Below are 18871 nucleotides of genomic sequence, written 5' to 3'. Positions count from 1 at the left end.
GGCCAACTTCGGACCAGGCGGCCGCGCGGCTTCGGGAGGGCCGCGGCCCGCACAGCCCGTGCCCGTTCCGCCCGGCCGGGCACACGCCTGCCCGTCATGGGACGGCGGAGCGGACCGGCCGCGGTGTCAGCGCGCGCCGAGGTCGAGTACGGCCAGGCGGAGCGGGCCCTCGTGGTGGGTGAAGGGGTTGAGCACGACGGTGTCGGGGGACGCGGATCCCAGGACATGGACGGCCGCCGCCGCGTCCGGCCGCGGGAGGGCATCCGCCCGGTGCAGCACCACGGCGAACAGGTACACGCGCTGCAACGCCCGCACGTCCGGGTGTGCGTCGGAGATCGGGTCCCAGGAGGCCGCCAGTACGGGGCTGTCCTCACGGATGCCCAGGGGATCGCGCAGGGCGGCCCGGAACGCCTCGACGGCGTCCGTGTCCCGCCGAAGCCGCCGCATCAGCGGCTTGACGAGCATGGGCAGACCGTCGGAGAGGCCCATACGGAACAGAGTGTGGGCGCGGGTCACCAGGGCCGGCAGATCCCTCGGTCCGGCCGCGCCGAGAGCGAGGGCCAACGTCTCGTCCCAGTGGCGCCGTTCGCGATGCGCGGGGTCCGTCCCGAACCACGTTTCGAGGTCCCGGAGAGCCGCTCCGGACACGCTGTCCGCCGGAAAGATCTGGGCGAAGGCGGCCAGTTCCCCGCTCCCGGGCACGCGGCCGGACCGGGTGCCGGTCATGTCCCCGGTGAGGATGTCCTTGAACACCTCGTCGGACACATTCCAGCTCGGCCGGTCCAGCACCGATTCGAGGACACGGTCCTCCCGGTGGTGCGCCGATGGTCCGAGCTTCGCCGCGACGGCACGGAGGACTCCCTCGTCGCCCCTGTTCTCCTCCTTGGCCCACAGGAGGAAGCGCGCGTCCTGGCGGAGCGCGGCATCGGTGTCGGCCTCGCGGCGGAGCATCTCGGCGATGGCGGGGTACCGGGAAGCGACTGTCGCGAGCGCCGACATGACATGGCGCCGTCGCTCGGCGGCCGTTCGCCGGGCGCGGCTGGACGTTCCGTTCAGCCGGTCGAAGACTCCGTCGCCGAAGTGGGCGCACAGACCCTGCCAGTTCTCGGCCACGAGGTCGACGAGGATCTCATCCACATCACCGTCGTAGAGGGCGTCCAGCTCGACGCCGGGCTCGCCCGAGTGACCGATGGTCTCCTCGATACCGTCGATCAGCGTGAGGTCGCCGAGCATGAGCATGCCGATCCAGGCCAGTTGCCGGCGCTCCTCGAGTTCAGGGCCGTACGCGCACAGCTCGCCCGTGATCTCCGCGCGCAGCCATTCCATCTCGGACGTACGGGTGCCGGGGCCCGTCCGGTCGGTGTGGGCCTGCTGGTGGAGTCCGACCGCCTGGACGAGCCCGATGAGGCAGAGGCGGCGGATCCCGGCGTCCGGTTCGTTCTTCCATTCCGCCATGACGTCGATGAGCTCGGCCGCGGAGAGCGAGCCGCGTGCGAGTTCGCAGGTCAGGACCTCACGCAGTTCCGGTCCGATGTGCTTGAGCAGGTCGAGGGTGCTGCCGAGGATCCGACGGGAGGCGGCTTCGGTCCTGCCGCAGTACGCCCTGAGGACGGCGGCCGGAATGGTGTCCGGGATTCCGGAGGTGATGGGCCGTGGGTCATGGATGAGCTGTTCGGCGAACTCCTGGACGGCCGGCTGCCCCGGCCAGGCACTGATGACCGCCGGGACGTGCCACATCAAGGGACGCGGTCCCACCGCTGTGCACAGCGCCGCCAGCTCGGCCGGGTCGTAGCCGGCCAGCGCCTCCCGGGCGGCCCCGGCGTCGGCACCGGTTCCCCGGGCGGCGGTCTCCAGCCGCGTCCAGGCGCGGGCCATGGCCTCGGCCACGACCACGCGCTTCTCGCTCCAGGCATCCGCGTCGGGCCGGCGCAGGAGCGACACCAGGAGTGCGAAACCGTCCTCGGGGCCGAGCACATCGATGGCCACACCGGCCATCGGGGCGGCGCGGGCGAAGCCGCTCTGGAGCCGGCCGGTGAGGACGGTGCGCACGTGCTCGTCGTCCGCGTACCGCTCGGCCAGCGTGCGGGCCGCGGCGTACGGCCGGGAGGCGTCCAGCCCGCGCAACAGCGTCGCGCGGGCGTCGGCGGGCGGGAGCGCGGTGGCGAGGCCGGCCACCCGGTCGGGCAGGATGTTGAGCAGTCCGGTGTCCACGTAGGGGCGGAGAGACCGGGCGAACGCCGGGTCGTCGCGCCACTGCTGGGGGATCATGCCGACGTCGTAGAGGATCAGACCGCGCTTCCCCGGGTCCGCGAGCTCCGCGGCCACCCAGTCCCTGAAACGGGGGTCATCGGCGAAGGCGTTGCAGGCGAGCGTCCACGCAAGGCCGCGGTCGCCGCCGTTGCGCCCGTTCGTCCTCAGGGTCTCCCAGGCGAAATCGGCCGCGCGCGCGTCCCCGGCGGCGGCGATGTCGACGAGGTCCGCCGTGGGCCACGGCCCGGAGAGGTGGTCCTCCCGGCGGAGCAGGGACAGCAGCCAGTCCCGTTCCTCCGGCCGGTACAGCGCGGGGTCACCCGACGCGGTGCCGCGCTGCACCAGATGCAGGCCGACCAGCCGGAGCGCCCTGGACGGCTGACGGCGTGCCCAGTCGATCACCCGCGCGGTCCCCGGCGCGTCGGGCCAGCCGTGGCCGAGGGCGAGGACGGCGGCGGCCTGGGTCGCCGAGCACGGCCCGGTCTCGGTGAAGGCCGTCAGCCGGTCCGACGGACCGGGCCGGCCACCGAATCGGTGTGCGAAGGCCAGCGCGGCGTTGACCTTCACGCTGTCCTCCGGGTGCCGGAGGCCCCAGAGCAGATACTCGGACGCGACGTCGTCGGCGATGCCGAGATCGCGCAGCGCCCACATGGCCGGTGACGGATCAGGACGCGGCGCCGTCAGCCATCGCTTCATGACCGGCAGCAGCCGGGGGCGCGCGGCGTGGCTCGCGAGCACGCCGGTGAGCGAGGTGATGAGGCCGGCCCGATGACGCAGCGACGGATGGGTCTCCACCCGTTCGACGAGCCGGCCGGTGTAATCCGCCTGCGATGCGGGTGGGAGTACGACACCGGCCGCGAGCGCCTCGGCGAGCAGCTCGTATCCGTCGATGTCCGCCCATCGTGGGCCGCCCGCGCCGAGCGCCGCCGCGAGGAGCGGCACGGTCGCGTGGGAACCGGTCTGCGCGGTCAGCAGCGCCAGGAGCACATCGCGCCAGGCCGGATCGTGCACGAACCGCCGTACGACCGCGGTCTGTTCATCGGCGGGCAGTGTGGCGAGGTGCTGCCCGGCCAGATGGTCGAGCACCACACGGTGCAGGAAACCGCAGGAACCGGCGCCGTGCGACACGATCAGCCCGAATTCGTCCTCTGCCGTGGCGAGTACCGCGTCGGCCGTCCTGCGGGCTTCGGCACGCTGATAGCCGAGGACGTCGTCGTCGGTCATCGCCTCGACGACGAGCGCGCGCATCCGCGGCTTGGTGACGGTTCCGGCCGGGTCCTCGACGCGGAGGCGGTAGGCCACGGCGGCGAACAACGTGGTCACCTCGGCCGCCGACAGCAAGGGCCCTCGCGCGTGTGAGGCGCGCTGCCGCATCTGGGGATGCTTGGCGACGAGCAGTTCGACGAGCCGGGCGTAGATCTTGAACCGCTGACGCGGCAGGGGTTCGCCCTGCCATGTCGCGGCCAGCAGTGTCAGCAGGAGCGGAGACCGGGAGAGTTCGTCGAGTTCCGGGATGGCCTCCAGCTGGCCGAGGAACGGTCCGACGCCCGCGCTCCACGCCCGGGGGAGGGCCGCGTCGGCCTCGGTCCGTCCGGCCCGCAGGACCCCGGCGGCGATCGTCCGGCGCTGTTCGTCCGACAGCGGCCTGATCTCGGCCTGTGTCCACCGGCGCCGCCAGTTGAGCCGGTCGACCGCGTACGGGCGCGTGGACAGGACCGCTGATGCCCGGGTGCGGCCGAGGAACGCTTCGAGGGTCCCCAGGGCGCGCTCGGCCGCGCCGACATCGCTCCACTCGTCGACGCCGTCGACGAGTAGCAGCAGGCGGTCGTCCCGGAGCGCGCGCCGGACCAGCGGCCAGAGATGGGTGGCGCTCTGCGACTTCAGCCAGGCTTCGGCGGCCGAGACGAGAGAGTTCTCCGTCGACGTTTCGAGGTGGCGGCACAGGAATCCGAACGGCAGCCAGACCGGCAGGTCGCAGGCGTGTTCCCGCTGCAGCGGGATCGACTGCGGCCGGGGCGAGAGCAGGTCCGTCGCCATGAACCGCAGGAAGCTGGACTTGCCCACTCCCGGACGGCCGACGAGCAGCCGGTACTTACCGCCGGCCAGCCACTCGTCGGCGGCGAGGCCGCCCGGGGTGGCCGCTGCGGCCCGGCCGCCGCGCTTGAGCAGCTGACGGGCCGATCTGAACGACTGCCGGCGGGTGCCCGGCCGTGGGGCGAGGCAGGTGTGGCCGTCGCCCGGTCCGTCCGCGGGGCGCCGCTCGGCCAGGGCCGGCTCGGGCTGCTCGGCGTCGATCACCTCTGTCCGTCGGCTGTGGGGATCGACGTCCAGGATGACGAACTCGCCTTCGTGCTCGGTGTCTTCGGCCGGAGGGACTCCGCCCTGCGCGAAGAAGACGGCCCGGTAGAGATCGCGCAGCCCCGCGCGCAGCTCTCCGCTGTCCTGGTGGGACAGGTTGTCCGCGAGGGCCTGGGCCGCGTCCGGGCCGCAGAAGCGCTCCGTCCAGGTCCGGCCGAAGAAGTCGTCGACGGTGCGGGGATGGTCCTTCAGCAGGCCGGAAACCTCCTGAACGCCCCACGGTACGAAGGCGATCCCGAGCCCGGCCAGCCGTTCGGTCTGCTCACGGATCGCGGTGTCCAGTTTCGTGTTCTGCAGGTCGAACGAGGTGGCGAAGTGGAACATCGACGTCCTGTCGGCCCATTCGCCCTTCAGCAGGTCGTCGACGGCCTTCGTGATCCTGTCCGCGGTCATCGTTCTGACCCGACGGGACTGCAGGACGATGTAGTCCCGGCCGCCGGAACCACCGCCCGTCAGGGCGAGCGGCAGCCGGGCGTAGGCGTCGATCCCGGCCTGGGCCTGGCCCGGAACACCGAAGAGCTTGGCGTACTGGACGGGCCGGACGGTGTGCAGCAGCCTGAGGAACAGGCGCTCGGCGTCGGACCATTCCAGCTCGCCGATGGGCAGCACCTGCGCCCTGGTGTCGATCGGCGGCGCGGGCGGCGGACCCACGGGGGCGGACCACAGAAGCGCTTCGCCACGGTCCCGGCCCCCTGCCTCGACAGGATCCCGGCCCCCCGCTTCGCCACGGTCCCGGCCTCCTGCCTCGACAGGGTCCCGGCCCCCCGCTCCGTCCGTGAACGCCATCGCTGTCCCTTCGCCGCTCAGCCCTGGTTCCGCTGTTCGCGGAGGGGCTCGTGCCGGATCCCCGCTGTCCGGCACTGTCCATCCAGGTCCCCATGATCCGGCCGGTGCTCCCCGTCGCGCTCGTGTTCACCACGACCGGCCGCTCCGGCCGTTCGCCGAACCTCGTGCGCCGGGCCGGTCCCGGCGAATCCACTTGTCGGTTCCCCGGCCGCCCTTCTACAGTTCGACCCATGGGATCTCTGTGACAGATGAGGGTGCGACGGCGTTGAGCCGGTCTCCGTTGCCGCATCCCGAAGCGCGCCGCTGACACACCACCGCACGGTTCTGTCCGTTGTGGTGGCGTCCGTGCGGTTTTTCCGGACGATCGTCCGAGTGCGCTCGCGCCTTCTCTCATCCTCATCGGGAAACAGGAGACACACACGTGTCGATTGCGCAATTCGCCCTGCATGACATCACCAAGCGCTACCACGACCGCGTCGTGCTCGACCGGGTCGGCCTCAGCATCAGGCCGGGCGAGAAGGCCGGCGTGATCGGCGACAACGGATCGGGCAAGTCCACCCTGCTCAAGCTGCTCGCCGGGCGCGAGCGGCCCGACAACGGCACGCTCACCGTCGTCGCCCCGGGCGGCATCGGCTATCTGCCGCAGACGCTGGAGCTGCCGCTCGACGCCACCGTCCAGGACGTCGTCGACCTGGCCCTGTCCGACCTCCGCGAGCTCGAAGCGGCGATGCGCCGCGCCGAGGAGGAACTGGCGCGGCGCGGGACGGACGGCCCCGCATCCGAACTGTCCGCCATGCTCCGGCGCTACGCGGGCCTGGTCGAGCAGTACCAGGTCCGTGGCGGCTACGAGGCCGACGTACGGGTGGAGGTCGCCCTGCACGGTCTCGGGCTGCCGAGTCCGGACCGCGACCGCGCGCTCGGAACCCTCTCCGGCGGCGAGCGCGCCCGCCTCGCACTCGCGGCGACGCTCGCCTCGGCGCCGGAACTGCTGCTGCTGGACGAGCCGACCAACGACCTCGACGACCGGGCGACGGAATGGCTGGAGGACCATCTGCGGAGACATCGCGGCACGGTGATCGCGGTCACCCACGACCGGGTGTTCCTCGACCGGCTCACCACCACGGTCCTGGAGGCCGGCTCCGGCCGCGTCATCCGCTACGGCAACGGCTACGAGGGCTACCTGACGGCCAAGGCCGTCGAACGCGAACGGCGGCTGCGGGAGTACGAGCAGTGGCGCGCCGAACTCGACCGGAACCGTGGGCTGATCGTCTCCAATGTGACGCGGATGGACGGCATCCCCCGCAAGACGCCCCTCTCCGGGTTCGGGCACGGGGCGTACCGCAGACGCGGGCGTGACCACGGTGCGATGGTGCGGATCCGCAACGCCAAGCACCGGGTGGCGCAGCTGACCGAGAACCCGGTCCCGGCCCCCGCGGACCCGCTGTCCTTCGCCGCCCGTATCGACACCGCGGGCCCGGAGACGGAGGAGGCGGCGGTCGAGCTGAGCGGGGTGCGGATCGCGGGCCGGCTCGACGTCGGCTCCCTGCGGATCCGGCCGGGCGAGCGGCTGCTGATCACCGGCCCCAACGGTGCGGGCAAGTCCACCTTGCTCAAGGTCATCGCCGAGGAACTGGAGCCTGACAGCGGCTCGGTGGACGTCGGCTGCCGGGTCGGGCACCTGCGGCAGGACGAGATCTCCTGGCCGCCCGGCCTGAGCGTGCTGCGGGCCTTCGCCCACGGCCGCGAGGGCTACCTGGAGGACCATGCCGGGAAACTGCTCTCCCTGGGCCTGTTCAGCCCTTCCGATCTGCGGCGACGGGTGAAGGACCTGTCGTACGGGCAGCTGCGACGGATCGAGATCGCCCGGCTGGTGAGCGATCCGCTGGACCTGCTGCTGCTGGACGAGCCCACCAACCACCTCACCCCGGTGCTGGTCGAAGAACTGGAGCAGGCGCTCACGGCATTCCGGGGCGCGGTCGTCGTCGTCACCCACGACCGCCGGATGCGGTCCCGGTTCACCGGCGTCCGTCTCTCCATGGACCACGGGCACATCACGGAGTCCCGGGAGGCCCGGGCAATCCGGGAATGACGCGACAGCCGTGGGGGGGGGGGGGGGGGGGCCCGGCCCCCCCCCCCCCCGGGGCCGCGGGGGGGGGGGGGGGGGGGGGGGGGGGCCGCCCCCCGCCCCCCCCCGGGGGGGCCCCGCCCGGGCGGCCCGGGGCGCGGGGGGGGCGGGCCGGGGGGGGGGGGGGGGGGGGCGGGGGGGGGCCCGCGCGCCCCCCCCCCCCCCCCCGCCCCGCCCCGCCCCGCCCCGCCCCGCCCCCGACCGGAGAACCGGGAAACCGGAAGCCAGGAACCGGGAAACCGGGAAACCGGGAACCGGGAAGCCTCACGGCGGCGGGGCCGCGAGGCCGGGCGGTGGTTACGCGTCCGGGGCGATCACCGTGAAGTAGACGGCGAACGCGGCCACCGCGTCGCTCTCGGCCACCCGGCCGTCCCCGTCGGTGTCCAGACTCCGGGCCGCGACGCTCGCGATCTCCTCGCTGGCGCCGAGCACCCGCAGCACCCGCTCCACGGCGGCCACCGAGGCGGCCCCGTCGTTCTCGCGGTCCGCGACGGCGATGGCCGCGCGCAGGAAGGGGCGGGCGATCTCCGCGAAGCGCTCGGGGTTGTCGCGCAGCCGTTTCACGGCCCCGCCCACGAACTCCTCACGGGTGACGCGCTGGTCCCCGTCCACATCGGCGATCCCCGCCATGCCCTGCCAGAACGCCTCGGCCCCGGTGTAGAGCGCCTGGCCCTTGTCGCAGCGGGCCGTCGTACCGAACTCGGCGAGCAGACGGGCCGCGGCTGCGTTGAAATCGGCGCGATCGATGTATCCGTTGCCGTCCTGGTCGAAGGCGGCGAACCGGTGCGCGATCTTGCGCTCGTACTCTGCGCTGTCCATGCGGGGAGCGTACGACGCCCGGGGCCCTCACGTGTCGCTGTCGCCCGCCGCCCATATGACAACCTGGCGTTAAGTCAGGCCTTGTCCCACCCTGTCAGGCGGACAGCGGCCGGGCTTCCTCGTCCACCGCCGATGCCGTGTCGGGGTAGACCGAGAAGAGGCGGCGTACCCCGAGTGCGGCGAGCACCCGGTTGACGTGGGAGCCGTCCTCCGCGCCCCGGGCCGGGAGAATCAGCCGCAGACGGCCGCCGCAGGACTTCATCAGACGGCGCGAGGCGATCAGCACGCCGACCCCGCTGGAGTCGCAGAAGAAGACGTCCGAAAGATCGAGCACCACATCGTGCCGGCCCTCGGCGACCGCCTCGTGGACGGACTGACGCACGACGGGTGAGGACACGAGATCGAGTTCACCCCGGATCTCCAGCACGGTCCATGAGCCCTGCTCGGTCTCGTCCACCTTCAGTGTCACGCGACTGGACCTCTCGTTCCGGGGGCTCCCGACGATCCGGAAGATTCCGTTCCCTCTCGCGGCTGCCCCACCGCACATCCATGAAACACCGACCCGCTCACAAGTGCACAGAGGGTTTCCCGCGGAAATGATCACTTCGGCACGTTTCTCCTGCTCAAGAACGCCCAGGAGTGAGGCATTCCCTACCATCTCCGGCCCTTCCGCGGGCAGAGTTGACGCAAAGAGGCGTGATCGGCGACCGTGCCGACTAGATTCGGGGTGACGAGCGGCACAGGGCGGGGCAGAGCGGGACGGAACAGGCCGGACACGGCAGGGCACAGGGGCAGGGAACAGGGCTGGGGCTGGGGATTTCATGGCGAAGGACACACCTCCCCGCTGGGACCGCAGGATGCAGCAACGGCTGGCCCGCGGCGAGGCGGCGGCACTCGGCGAGCTGTACGACCGGTTCGCCTCCCTGGTGCACAGCCAGGCCCACCGGATGCTCGACGACGAGGACGCCGCCGACCTGGTCACCCGCGAGGTCTTCGGCCAGGTCTGGGAGAACCCCGAGGCGTACGACCCGAAGCTGGGTTCGATGCGGTCCTGGGTGACCCGGCTCGCCCACCGCCAGTCCGTGCAGCGGCTGCGCAGGACGGAGGCCTCCTCCTGCGAGGAGGAGCACGGGCACGGCGCCGTCCCCGACCCGGCGGAACTGGAACAGCGCGTGCTCAGGGCCACCGCGGCGGCCCGCGCCGACTACATCGTCGCCTCCATGCCGGCCCCGCTGCGGGCCGCGCTGGAGCTGGCGTACATCCAGCGCCGGGACTACCGGCAGACCGCCGCCGACCTCGGGGTCACCGAGGACGAGGCCCGCCGTCGGCTCCGGCTGGGACTCCAGCTGCTGTCCACCGCGAACACCCGGCCCCTGGAGGGGTCCTCGCCGCCCGGGTACGGACGGGCCCTGTGACGACCGACGGCGACGGCCGCGAACGCCGCGGGCGCGACGACGAGGTCCGGGGCGCACCGCGCATACCGGGACCCCGCGGCGCCGCGGACGACCTCGACCTCGGCTCCGTACCGCGCCCCGCTCGCCCGCCCGTACGGGACGAGCCGTCGGCACGGGTGCCCGCTCCCTCGACGGAACCGGAGACCCCGATGGCGGCGGCCACGCCGGCCCTCTCCCACCAGGTCCTCAAGGCCCTCCTCGGCGCCTGGGCCCTCTCGGCCTGCTCGGCCGAGGAGACGACGGCCGTCGAGGATCACCTCACCGAGTGCGCCGCCTGCGCGGACGAGGCCCTGCGGCTGCGCGACGCGGTGGGCCTGCTGCACACCGACCGCTCCCTGGACCTCGACCCGGCGCTGCGGTCCCGGGTGATCGACGGCTGCCTGGGGCGCCGTCCCGCCGGGATCCCGGTGCCGGACTGGGTCGCCCCGTACGACGCCGAGACCGCGCGGCTCGATGCCCTGCTCCGGGACATCGGCGACGCGGAGTGGCACGCCCCGGTGCGGCTGAAGTGGTTCGAGGACGAGCGGGCGGCCCACCGCAGGACGACGGTCGCCGGGGTGATCGGCCATCTGATGACCGTGGACGGGCTGGTGTCCGCCGCCCTCGGGCTGAGCGACCCGCTCGGCCCCGGCGCGGTGCCGCTCCCGCCCACCGAGCGCACCGAGGCGTACTGGTCGGCCGCGCGCCTGCCACCGACCCGGGCCGTCCGTGAACCCTGGCGCGACCAGAGCCACGAGCTGATCCGCACGGCGTCCTTCGCGGGCCGCGACATCGCGGAGCTCTCGGTCCCGTACGGGGACTTCGCCCTTCCGCTCCAGGACTCGCTGCTGGACCGGGCCTTCGAGTGCTGGGTGCACGGCGGGGACATCGCCGACGCGGTCGACTACCCGTACGGGGATCCCTCCGCCGCCCATCTCCACCGGATGATCGACCTGGCGGCCCGGCTGCTCCCGGCCACCCTCGCCGAGCGCCGCCGTGCCGGTCTCGCCGCACCGGCCAGGGATCTGGTCGCCGCCGGAGCGCCGGGCCGCTCGCTCCATCTGGAGGTCGAGGGACACGGCGGCGGCAACTGGTACATCGCGCTGGACTCCCCGGCCGCCTTCGGCTCGCCCGACCACGCGGTGGCGCAGGTCGCGCTCGACGGGGTGGAGCTCTGCCGGCTCGTCGCGGGCCATATCTCGCCGGAGGACGCGGCGGCGGGCCAGGAGGGCGACCGCGAGGCGATCAACGACGTGCTGTTCGCGGCGGCCTCGCTCAGCCGCCTGTGAGCGTGTGGCTGCTGGGCCCGTGAGCCTGTGAGCCTGTGGCGAACGCGCGCTTCCTCACTCGAATGAACAAGACGTTGGGCAAGGCGGGCGACGAATACCGCGTCGGCAGGCACAACGAGCGTCCGGCGCGTTTCCAGCTCGCGGCCTGGCCCACGGCCAAGGGCGAGGAGACGGGATCTGCGGGACGAGTCGAGGAGATGGCCGGATGATGGCGGACCCGAACATGGTCTTCTGACGAACCTGCATCGCGCGCACCACCCGCCGTCCATGTATGCCAAAACCGTCCCACCTCAAGCGCCCAATACCGTGGGCGAGTTCGACGGCCCCGGCCTGTAATGCCCAGGTGAAATCCTGATTGCCGACCAAACGAATCCCGCGCTGCCGGTTCAGCTCCGTTCCGCCCAGTAGTCCACCAGCATCTCGGTCGGCCAGGCGGGCTCACGAACCGCGCCGCGCGGCCCCATCATGGTGAAGAACGGTGACACGTCGTAGATCTTTGTGCCGACCACCGCGTCCAGATCGGTCACCCGGAGCCGAAGGCCATCAACTTCCAGCAGACGAGGGAAGCTCTGAGCCAGCTGGTTGGGGCGCCGGTGGTTGCGGTGCGCGAACGTCCCCGTGGCCGGCCACTGCGCGTTCCCCCGCGGGCTCCGTGCGTGGTACTCGACATCGTCAGGTGATGCCTGGTCGAAGTGCCACACCACCACCAGGTGGGAGAACTCCTCCAGGCCCTGCACGGAGTCGATGGGGAACTCTGTCTTGTCGAGCTGGATCACGGACTCGACGCCGCCCCAGTAGTCATCGGCCACCTCGGTTCGGCCGGCGACGACTTCCCCGATCGGATTGATGTCCAAGGCCATGGTCCCGTCCTCTCGACTCGGATGTACGGACGCTGGCGATCAATCTACTTGGGCGAGATACGAGGCGGCGCGGGCATCGAGGACTCCTACCGTAGGGATGCCGCGCTTGCGGTAGGGCGACAGTAGGTGTCGCATCTCGACGACCCCCTGCCGGGCGCGGCCCGAGTAGATTCCGTCCTCCATCGCGTCCAGGACGCTGGTCCACGTCGCGCACGCTTCTTCCACACCACCGTGGGCGATCTGCGTCGCGCCCAGATATCCGAGGGTGACCGCGTGCGTGCGCCTGAATTCAGCACCGCGCGTGCGCACTGAACGGCGAAACTCTTTCACGGCTTGCTGGCGGTCACCCAAGTCCCGCAATGTGCAGGCTGTTTCATGAGCGAGAGACGCTTCTCCGAAGAAGAAGGTCCGATCGGGCTCCTTGATCCCGTCATGGGCGTTGGATAGATCATCCTCGGCTCGCAACAAGGCTTTAGCGGCTTGGTCGTTGTGTCGGTTCGCTGCGAGGGGCCCGCGCGTGCACGACGCCCAGGAGGGCTCGCTCCCGAGGGGTGGCGGCTGCGTACCGTTCCCCGTGAACCGACGCCTGCGCGAGTTGGAGAGCTTCGCGGCGAAAGCCCATGTCGAGCGCTTGGTGGGCCATGGCCCTCATGATGTGCCCGCTCAGGGGCGCGTCCCCGGACCGGGCTGCCAGTTTCACCGCGATATTGAATCGCTGGAGCGCAACTGCGTGCTCGCTGTTGTCGAAGGCCATCCAGCCCGCGACATAGGCGAGTTCGGCTGAGGCCGAGAACATGGCGCGACGGGTCTCGTCGTCAGTGAAGCGCCCCCGGAGAAAGCTGTGAGCTTCGTGCTTCAGGTATTCGTCGACGGCACGCCGACCATGTCCGCCTCCGCGTCGTTGGTCCATGCGCGAGAATGCCAGGGTCAGCTCCCGCACGGTCTCGACATCCCCATGGCCGACCCGCTTCCGAGCCGCGGTCTCCTCCGCCGGGGGCTCCACCATGGCTGCCCACCATGTAGCGTCCGGCAAGATCAGCGCCGCCGACGAATACACGCCACCTGCCAGCAGTCGACGCCGGTCCGTGTCCACGCCACTCCCCAAGTCGCTCAGCGCGATCAGAGGATCGACGCGCCAGTCCAGCGCTTCCTGCGCCGGCGAGGTGGCGGCTGCGAATCCGACTTCTTGTGGCGTGATCTTACGCTTCAAGCGACGGGACAGCGCCTGGCACAAGATAGCCGGAGCGATCCCTGAAGGCTGGACGCCTCCGACCCACATGCTCACGTGGGAGCGTCCGATCTTGGAGTTCTCCAGTACTTCGCCGTTCAGTGTCTCGACGGCGACGCGGTTGTACGCAGCGGTGGCCTGAGCCCGTGACCAGCAAGCTTCCAAGAGGAGCGAGGCCAGTCGCTCATTTCTCTCGCGCGCCATTCTGCGCCCCCGGACCCGAAAACGATCTTTGACCACGTTGGCCGACCCGCCCTGTCGGGCAGCGCGGGGACGAGCACCTGTTCACCGTAGTGCTCAACTATTGCCTGGCGCAGGAAAGATGCTCCACAGTCACCCCGCTTGAAGCTTCGGCTTCGGTGCCGAGAACTCGCAACGCGATCATGGTCGGTCCTCCCGAGACGGCTCCAGCAGACAAGGCTGCCGATGAGGAAGACGAAGACCCCGCACCGACCAGCCGACCGTTGACGATCTTTGACCACCTTGACCACCCCCAAGCCCTTGACTCCATTCCGGGCGCTGCGGATTAGCGGTTCCCTCTTGTAGGCCAGCTACTCGACAAGCGGGAGCACCCCACATGAACGCCTCCACCGGCACAGAAGACGCCATGGGCGCCGAACGCCTGGCCAGCGTCGGTCTGCCACGGAACCGCGTCCCTCTGGAAAGGCCGCTCGTGATGCCGGAGGGCGTGAGAGTTGAGCGCCCGCCTCGCGATCTCTCCCACGGCGTGCCAAGGGGAGGAGCATGATGAGCACTGCAACGTCCGCCGTCGTCGTGACCGCGTGCGAAGTACGGCATGGAATTGGTCCCGGTTTCGCGGTCGCTTTCGCCCCTGACGAGCGGCGAGTGGCACACATGCGCAAGATCACCGAGGCTCATCTGCGGTTGTGGCGGGTGCCGGAGCCGACTGCCGAGAACGTGATTCTCGCGGTGTCGGAGCTCGTGACCAACGGCATCCAACATGGGCACGGCGCTATGAGGCTGAACGCCCTCTGCCGGGACGGCGTACTGCGATTCGAGGTTACGGACGGCAACCCGAGTCCCGCTCAACTCTCCCAGGCGGACGATGACGACCTTTCCGGCCGCGGGCTCTTCGCCGTCGCTGCGCTCGCCCGCGACTGGGGAGTCAGCGACGACGGCTACACCACCTGGTGCGACTTTCGCCTCTCCTCAGGGAGGCCCTGATGACCGCCCTGGCGTGCGAGAGCGCTGCTCCGATTCTCGTGGCAGCATTCGCGAGCGACATCGCGACAACTAGTCGAGTCGACCTCGGTCTGCGCCGCTTCCTGGCCTCCGATGCGATCACCGTCGAGTTGTACGACGACCTGGAGACCATCCTCGGCGAGGACGCCGCGCGCCTTTCCCCGGAGGAAAGCGCGGTCATCTCGGCCCGGCTGCGGGATGTCACCCCGTCACTCAGAGAAGTGGTCGAGCGCTCGCTGACCCCTTACCCACCGCAGATGGACGACGTCATGGTCCGGAGCGTCGGGTTCCCTGGCCCAGGCGATGCCTACGGCCACCTGGTGCGCTTTGCCACGCGGGGCCCCGTGGGGTGTTCTTCGGCTATTCCCCAACAGTCCCGCCCCTCCCCGTTGGCACGGGCCGGGGCCGCGTGGAAAGGAAGCCTTACGTGTTCATCGACTTCCCGAGCGAACTCGAAGCCGCTCTGATCGACTCTTCGCTTCCGCCATGGCAACTGGACGGGTCGTTCCTGGCGCAGTCCACCATGGAGGAATACCGGACCGCGCTGACGGCCATCCCGCGATTCGAGGAGACCGCCGCGGCCCTGCGCCACGCGTTGACCGGGAAGGGCGGCGGGTACGCCGTACTGCGCCTGGGGAACCTCGTCAAGGTGCTGGGGTCCGGCGTCCGGTTACGGCGGCTGGCGACCGGATTCGCGGCCGAGGTAGCAATCCCCTTCTCACCCTTCCCGCGGTGGCCCCTGTGGAAAGACATCGGCGTCAAGGTCAAAAAGGACCCCGGCAAGTCCAGCGGCATCGGGTACAACGCGTTTCATATGGACCTGGTGAACGCGAGCCTGCCCCCGGACTACACCACGCTCCTGTGCATCCGCTCCGATCCTCTCGGCGGTGGCCCCAGCATTCTCTCGGACGCCCACGCTGCGGTGGCGCAGCTGTCGGAGAACAGCCGCACTCTGCTGGCCGAGTCGGCCTACCACTACGGGACCTTCTTCGACCTGTTCGGCGTGGGCGAGGAATACAAGCCGTTCCCGATCCTGGACAGCTCGGAGCTGGACGAAGGGTTCATCCGGTTCACCGCCAAGATGCTGTCGAGGTCGGATCTCGGCCAGGCGCACGCCGACGCGGCCAAGGAACTTGCCGTGGAACTCGTCCGGGGGCAGGTCTCCTTCGCGCTCCAGCCCGGGGACTTCCTCATCGTGAACCAGCGCCGGTTCCTGCACGGCCGGGAAGCGCTCCACGACGGTCAGGAGACCGTGCCGGTCGCCGATCGGCGGCTGCTCCTCCAACTCTTCCTGCGCGCGAGGGCCGACGACGGCCCGCCACGTAGCCGGCCCAAGGCACACCGGTGACCCGCCGAGTCCCGCCCCCAGGCCCAGCCCCCGAACACGCGGCACGGCCACAGGGTGGGGCCCGGTCGGGCACACCCGGAAACAGCCGCGCACCCCGCTCCCCAGGCCTGTGCGCACTAGATGCGCGAGTTGCGCAACGACTGCCACACGGCGCCGGCCAGTGCCCGCGTCGCTCGCGGGACCGACAGGTCCTCGTGCTGGCGGTAGAGGGTCCAGTTGTATTTGACCAAAGACATCTTGTTGGAAGACAGCGATCCCGCCTGACCAGCCCGGTACACCGCAAGCGGCTCGGCCAAGCCGCGGGCATCAGCGCCGTCCCGCATGATCGACAGCCACAGCGCGTAGTCCTGGCGCTTGCGCATCTCTGGCATGAGCCTGGTGCCCAGGACGTTACGGTCGTACATGGCGGTGAGGGCGCCGATGTAGTCCCGGCGCAGCATCGCGTGGTAGTCCACATGCTCTCGCGCTTGGATCACCCGCCCGTTAGGCACCCAATCGGTGCTCTCGCCGTCGTAGTCGGCGTCCATCTTGAAGTAGCTGGTGAACGTCAGCGGCGCATCGCCCTCGGCAGCGAAGGCGAGCTGCTTTTCGGTCTTCTCCGGCAGCCACATGTCATCGGAGTCGAGGAACGCCACGTAGTCCCCACGGGCTCGCTCGATCGCGAGATTGCGAGCCCGGCCCGCGCCACCCCGCTCGGGTGCCGACTGCGGCAGCACGCGCTTGTCCTGGGCGGCGAACTCGCGCAGCAGATCCATCGAGCTGTCGGAGGACTGATCATCGGTGACCAGCAGCTCCACGTCGCTGTGCGTCTGTGTGAGCACCGATCGGACGGCCGCGCCGAGGGTGGCCGCCGAGTTGTAGACGGGCATCACGACAGACACCAGAGGCACAGCACATCTCCTTACCAGATCAGGAATGACGGTCCATTCAAGCACCGCAACCGAGGAGGAGCTGACATGCAGATAGTCGTCGCTGGTCAGGGCTACGTAGGGCTTCCGCTGGCCGTACGCGCCGCAGAGGTGGGGCACCGCGTGATCGGCTACGACGTGGACGCTCACCGAATTCAGCAGCTCGCCGCCGGCCACTCCTACGTCGAGGACGTGACCTCCGCGCGGCTGCGCGCCGTGCTGGACTCCAGGGACTACTCGGCGACCACCGACGCTTCCGCGCTGGCCGGTTTCGACATCGCGGTGATCACCGTGCCGACCCCACTGCGGGACGGCGTACCCGACCTGACCTACATCGAGACCTGCGCCCGGACCCTGGGCGAACACCTTCGTCCCGGCGCGACCGTGGTCCTGGAGTCCACGACCTACCCCGGCTGCACCGAGGAACTGTTGGTGCCGATCCTGGAGAAGGCATCGGGCCTGTGGGCCGGGGACGACTTCCTGGCCGGGTTCAGTCCCGAGCGTATCGCTCCAGGGAACAAGCGCTGGTCGTTCGACGGGACACCGAAGGTGGTGTCCGGGATCGACGCCAAGTCGCTCAACGTGATCAAGGGGTTCTACGACGGGATCTTCCAGACCACGGTCCCGGTGTCCGGGCCCAAGGTCGCCGAGCTGGCGAAGCTGCTGGAGAACACCTTCCGGCTGGTCAACATCTCGCTCATGAACGAGCCGGCGACGCTTGCGGCGCCCCTCGGCGTGAACCTCTGGGAGGCGATCGACGCTGCCGCGACCAAGCCGTTCGGCTTCACGCGGTTCACCCCGGGGCCGGGAGTCGGCGGGCACTGCCTGCCCGTCGATCCGCTGTTCCTCTCCTGGAAGGTCGAGCAAGAGCTTGGGACCTCCTTCCGGTTCGTGGACCTCGCCGACGACGTGAACCGGCACATGCCCGACTACGTCGTTCAGCGCGTCGTGGACGGCCTCGACAAGCGCGGCCTGCCGGTCAAGGGATCGCGCATCCTCCTGCTCGGCCTGACTTACAAGTACAACGCCACCGACCTGCGCAACTCCCCTTCAGCGAGAATCGCCGAACTCCTCACCGGCCTCGGCGCCGATGTCCGCGGCGCCGACCCCAACGTCCAGGAGAGCGACACCAGCAAGCTGAACGTGCCCTGGGTCGATGCAAGCCTGCAGGAGGTGGCCGCCGCCGATGCCGTGGTGCTCCTCATGGACCACACCCAGTTCGACCTCACCATGATCGAGACGAACGCGTCGTACGTTCTCGACTGCCGCAATCGCCTGTCCGGAACGAACGTCGAAACCCTGTAACTCCCGCACTCCCCTGGCCCGCCGCTGACTTCAACCCCAGGAGTTCTCTTGCGCGACGAATGGGAGCACGCCCACACGGACTACACCAAGCCCGCGCAGCGTCCAGCTCCGGCCTCTCTGGCCGAGAGTGAGGACGACTGGCGTCGCTGCCTGGAAGGTGACACCCCCAATGGCTGGCTGATCCAGCACAGCGCGATGACCGAAGCGCTCGCCAGCGGCCGGCCCATGTACTTGCTGCACACCACCAAGCACATCTCCGCCATCCGCAACAGCGGTGAACTGCACGTCTCCACCGGATGCCTGGTCGGAGCCCTGTACTGCTCCCCGCTCGTCCGCCAGCGCGAGGGATGGCGCCCGCACAACCTCGGCGCGTACCTCATGCAGACGAAGCCGAACACCACGCCCATCATCTTCGAGGTCACCTCGGACGCCCCGATCCCTACCAAGGGCGTGGACTACCTGCACCTCGGCGCCATCCACCTGCGCACGTACTTGCGCTACCAGAGCTTCCTCACCCCGGCCGAGAACGACCATCTCGAACGTGCCCTGACGGCCGGGCTCCGCACCGCGGCTGTGTTCCTCGATACGGCCCTGCGCAACGCCGCCGGCTTCGCCACCAAGGCAACGGAGTTCATCGACCAGTTGGCTGCCGCCGTGCCCGCCGTACCGTTCCTCGGCTATCTGTACTTCGAGGTGCTGTCCGAGTACCTGATGCTCCACTCCGCGACTCCAGAGACCAAGTCCTACGCCCAGGCCGGAGAGCTGAACAACTGGCTGTACAAGAGGCTCGCGTTTGCCGCAGTGGTGTAGGGCCGCTTTAGATCTGTCGGATTCTCATCGATCTGTCGTCAACTTGTCGTTTGCGACAGATCGATGAGAAATGCACCGCAGAGATGATCCAGGCAGTCTCGTGGCGTTCCGCCCTTGATGCGGATGGCCGGTCGCTAGGGTCAGCGCAG

General features: G+C 70.1%; 16 protein-coding genes. 9 read left to right on the top strand and 7 right to left on the bottom strand.

The window, feature by feature from the left end; translation table 11 throughout:
* Positions 1 to 126: 126 nt before the first annotated feature.
* Positions 127 to 5259: an NACHT domain-containing protein gene (locus ACIGJO_RS08755; protein WP_399954094.1), complete on the bottom strand. Its 5133-nt coding sequence runs from the start codon at positions 5257 to 5259 to the stop codon at positions 127 to 129.
* 556 nt (positions 5260 to 5815) lie between these two features.
* On the opposite strand from ACIGJO_RS08755, the gene ACIGJO_RS08750 reads away from it, so the two are divergent.
* A complete protein-coding gene (locus tag ACIGJO_RS08750) occupies positions 5816 to 7483 on the top strand; it encodes a TlrC/CarA/OleB/SrmB family ABC-F type ribosomal protection protein (RefSeq protein WP_399954091.1) in 1668 nt (555 codons plus the stop codon).
* Positions 7484 to 7816: 333 nt separating this feature from the next.
* Here the strand turns inward: ACIGJO_RS08750 and ACIGJO_RS08745 are convergent, their stop codons facing one another.
* Entirely contained in the window at positions 7817 to 8338 is a 522-nt protein-coding gene (locus ACIGJO_RS08745) for an EF-hand domain-containing protein (protein WP_399954088.1), read from the bottom strand.
* Between the two features lie 94 nt (positions 8339 to 8432).
* Entirely contained in the window at positions 8433 to 8807 is a 375-nt protein-coding gene (locus tag ACIGJO_RS08740) for an STAS domain-containing protein (protein ID WP_399954085.1), read from the bottom strand.
* 352 nt (positions 8808 to 9159) lie between these two features.
* On the opposite strand from ACIGJO_RS08740, the gene ACIGJO_RS08735 reads away from it, so the two are divergent.
* The 3 genes from ACIGJO_RS08735 (at position 9160) to ACIGJO_RS08725 (ending at position 11269) form a co-directional block, all read left to right on the top strand.
* On the top strand, positions 9160 to 9753 hold the full coding sequence (locus ACIGJO_RS08735) for an RNA polymerase sigma factor (RefSeq protein ID WP_399954082.1): 594 nt from the start codon (positions 9160 to 9162) through the stop codon (positions 9751 to 9753).
* Positions 9750 to 11060, top strand: a complete 1311-nt coding sequence (locus tag ACIGJO_RS08730) for a maleylpyruvate isomerase N-terminal domain-containing protein (RefSeq protein WP_399954079.1) — start codon at positions 9750 to 9752, stop codon at positions 11058 to 11060. Before ACIGJO_RS08735 ends, ACIGJO_RS08730 begins: the two co-directional genes overlap by 4 nt.
* 62 nt (positions 11061 to 11122) lie before the next feature.
* Entirely contained in the window at positions 11123 to 11269 is a 147-nt protein-coding gene (locus tag ACIGJO_RS08725; RefSeq protein ID WP_266931941.1) for a hypothetical protein, read from the top strand.
* Positions 11270 to 11446: 177 nt separating this feature from the next.
* Here the strand turns inward: ACIGJO_RS08725 and ACIGJO_RS08720 are convergent, their stop codons facing one another.
* From ACIGJO_RS08720 to ACIGJO_RS08710, 3 genes are read right to left on the bottom strand one after another with little or no spacing between them, the layout of a single operon-like run.
* On the bottom strand, positions 11447 to 11920 hold the full coding sequence (locus ACIGJO_RS08720) for a TrmO family methyltransferase (RefSeq protein WP_399954075.1): 474 nt from the start codon (positions 11918 to 11920) through the stop codon (positions 11447 to 11449).
* Positions 11921 to 11959: 39 nt separating this feature from the next.
* Positions 11960 to 12388, bottom strand: a complete 429-nt coding sequence (locus tag ACIGJO_RS08715; RefSeq protein WP_399954072.1) for a hypothetical protein — start codon at positions 12386 to 12388, stop codon at positions 11960 to 11962.
* A 4-nt stretch (positions 12389 to 12392) separates the two neighbouring features.
* The gene (locus ACIGJO_RS08710) at positions 12393 to 13352 is read right to left on the bottom strand and encodes a hypothetical protein (protein ID WP_399954069.1); all 960 of its coding nucleotides are present in this window, start codon (positions 13350 to 13352) and stop codon (positions 12393 to 12395) included.
* A 570-nt stretch (positions 13353 to 13922) separates the two neighbouring features.
* Between ACIGJO_RS08710 and ACIGJO_RS08705 the strand changes: the two genes are divergently transcribed.
* The 3 genes from ACIGJO_RS08705 to ACIGJO_RS08695 are packed head-to-tail and all read left to right on the top strand — an operon-like array spanning position 13923 to position 15699.
* Entirely contained in the window at positions 13923 to 14333 is a 411-nt protein-coding gene (locus ACIGJO_RS08705) for an ATP-binding protein (protein ID WP_399954553.1), read from the top strand.
* Positions 14333 to 14818 (top strand): hypothetical protein, encoded by a 486-nt coding sequence (locus tag ACIGJO_RS08700; RefSeq protein WP_399954066.1) that lies wholly within the window; start codon positions 14333 to 14335, stop codon positions 14816 to 14818. Before ACIGJO_RS08705 ends, ACIGJO_RS08700 begins: the two co-directional genes overlap by 1 nt.
* Positions 14779 to 15699 carry a TauD/TfdA family dioxygenase gene (locus tag ACIGJO_RS08695; protein ID WP_399954064.1) on the top strand — a complete coding sequence of 307 codons (921 nt, stop codon included), beginning with the start codon at positions 14779 to 14781 and terminating at the stop codon, positions 15697 to 15699. Before ACIGJO_RS08700 ends, ACIGJO_RS08695 begins: the two co-directional genes overlap by 40 nt.
* Positions 15700 to 15815: 116 nt before the next feature.
* On the opposite strand, the gene ACIGJO_RS08690 is transcribed toward ACIGJO_RS08695, so the two are convergent.
* The gene (locus tag ACIGJO_RS08690) at positions 15816 to 16589 is read right to left on the bottom strand and encodes a glycosyltransferase family 2 protein (RefSeq protein ID WP_266931951.1); all 774 of its coding nucleotides are present in this window, start codon (positions 16587 to 16589) and stop codon (positions 15816 to 15818) included.
* 66 nt (positions 16590 to 16655) lie between these two features.
* Between ACIGJO_RS08690 and ACIGJO_RS08685 the strand changes: the two genes are divergently transcribed.
* Together ACIGJO_RS08685 and ACIGJO_RS08680 are read left to right on the top strand one after the other, a co-directional pair.
* Entirely contained in the window at positions 16656 to 17912 is a 1257-nt protein-coding gene (locus ACIGJO_RS08685) for a nucleotide sugar dehydrogenase (protein ID WP_399954061.1), read from the top strand.
* A gap of 48 nt (positions 17913 to 17960) precedes the next feature.
* Positions 17961 to 18722, top strand: a complete 762-nt coding sequence (locus ACIGJO_RS08680) for a hypothetical protein (RefSeq protein WP_399954058.1) — start codon at positions 17961 to 17963, stop codon at positions 18720 to 18722.
* Positions 18723 to 18871 lie beyond the last annotated feature (149 nt).

This window comes from Streptomyces sp. NPDC079020, from assembly GCF_044542225.1.
In the GTDB taxonomy this organism is placed as follows: Bacteria; Actinomycetota; Actinomycetes; order Streptomycetales; family Streptomycetaceae; genus Streptomyces.
This window is presented reverse-complemented; position numbering and strand designations above follow the sequence as displayed.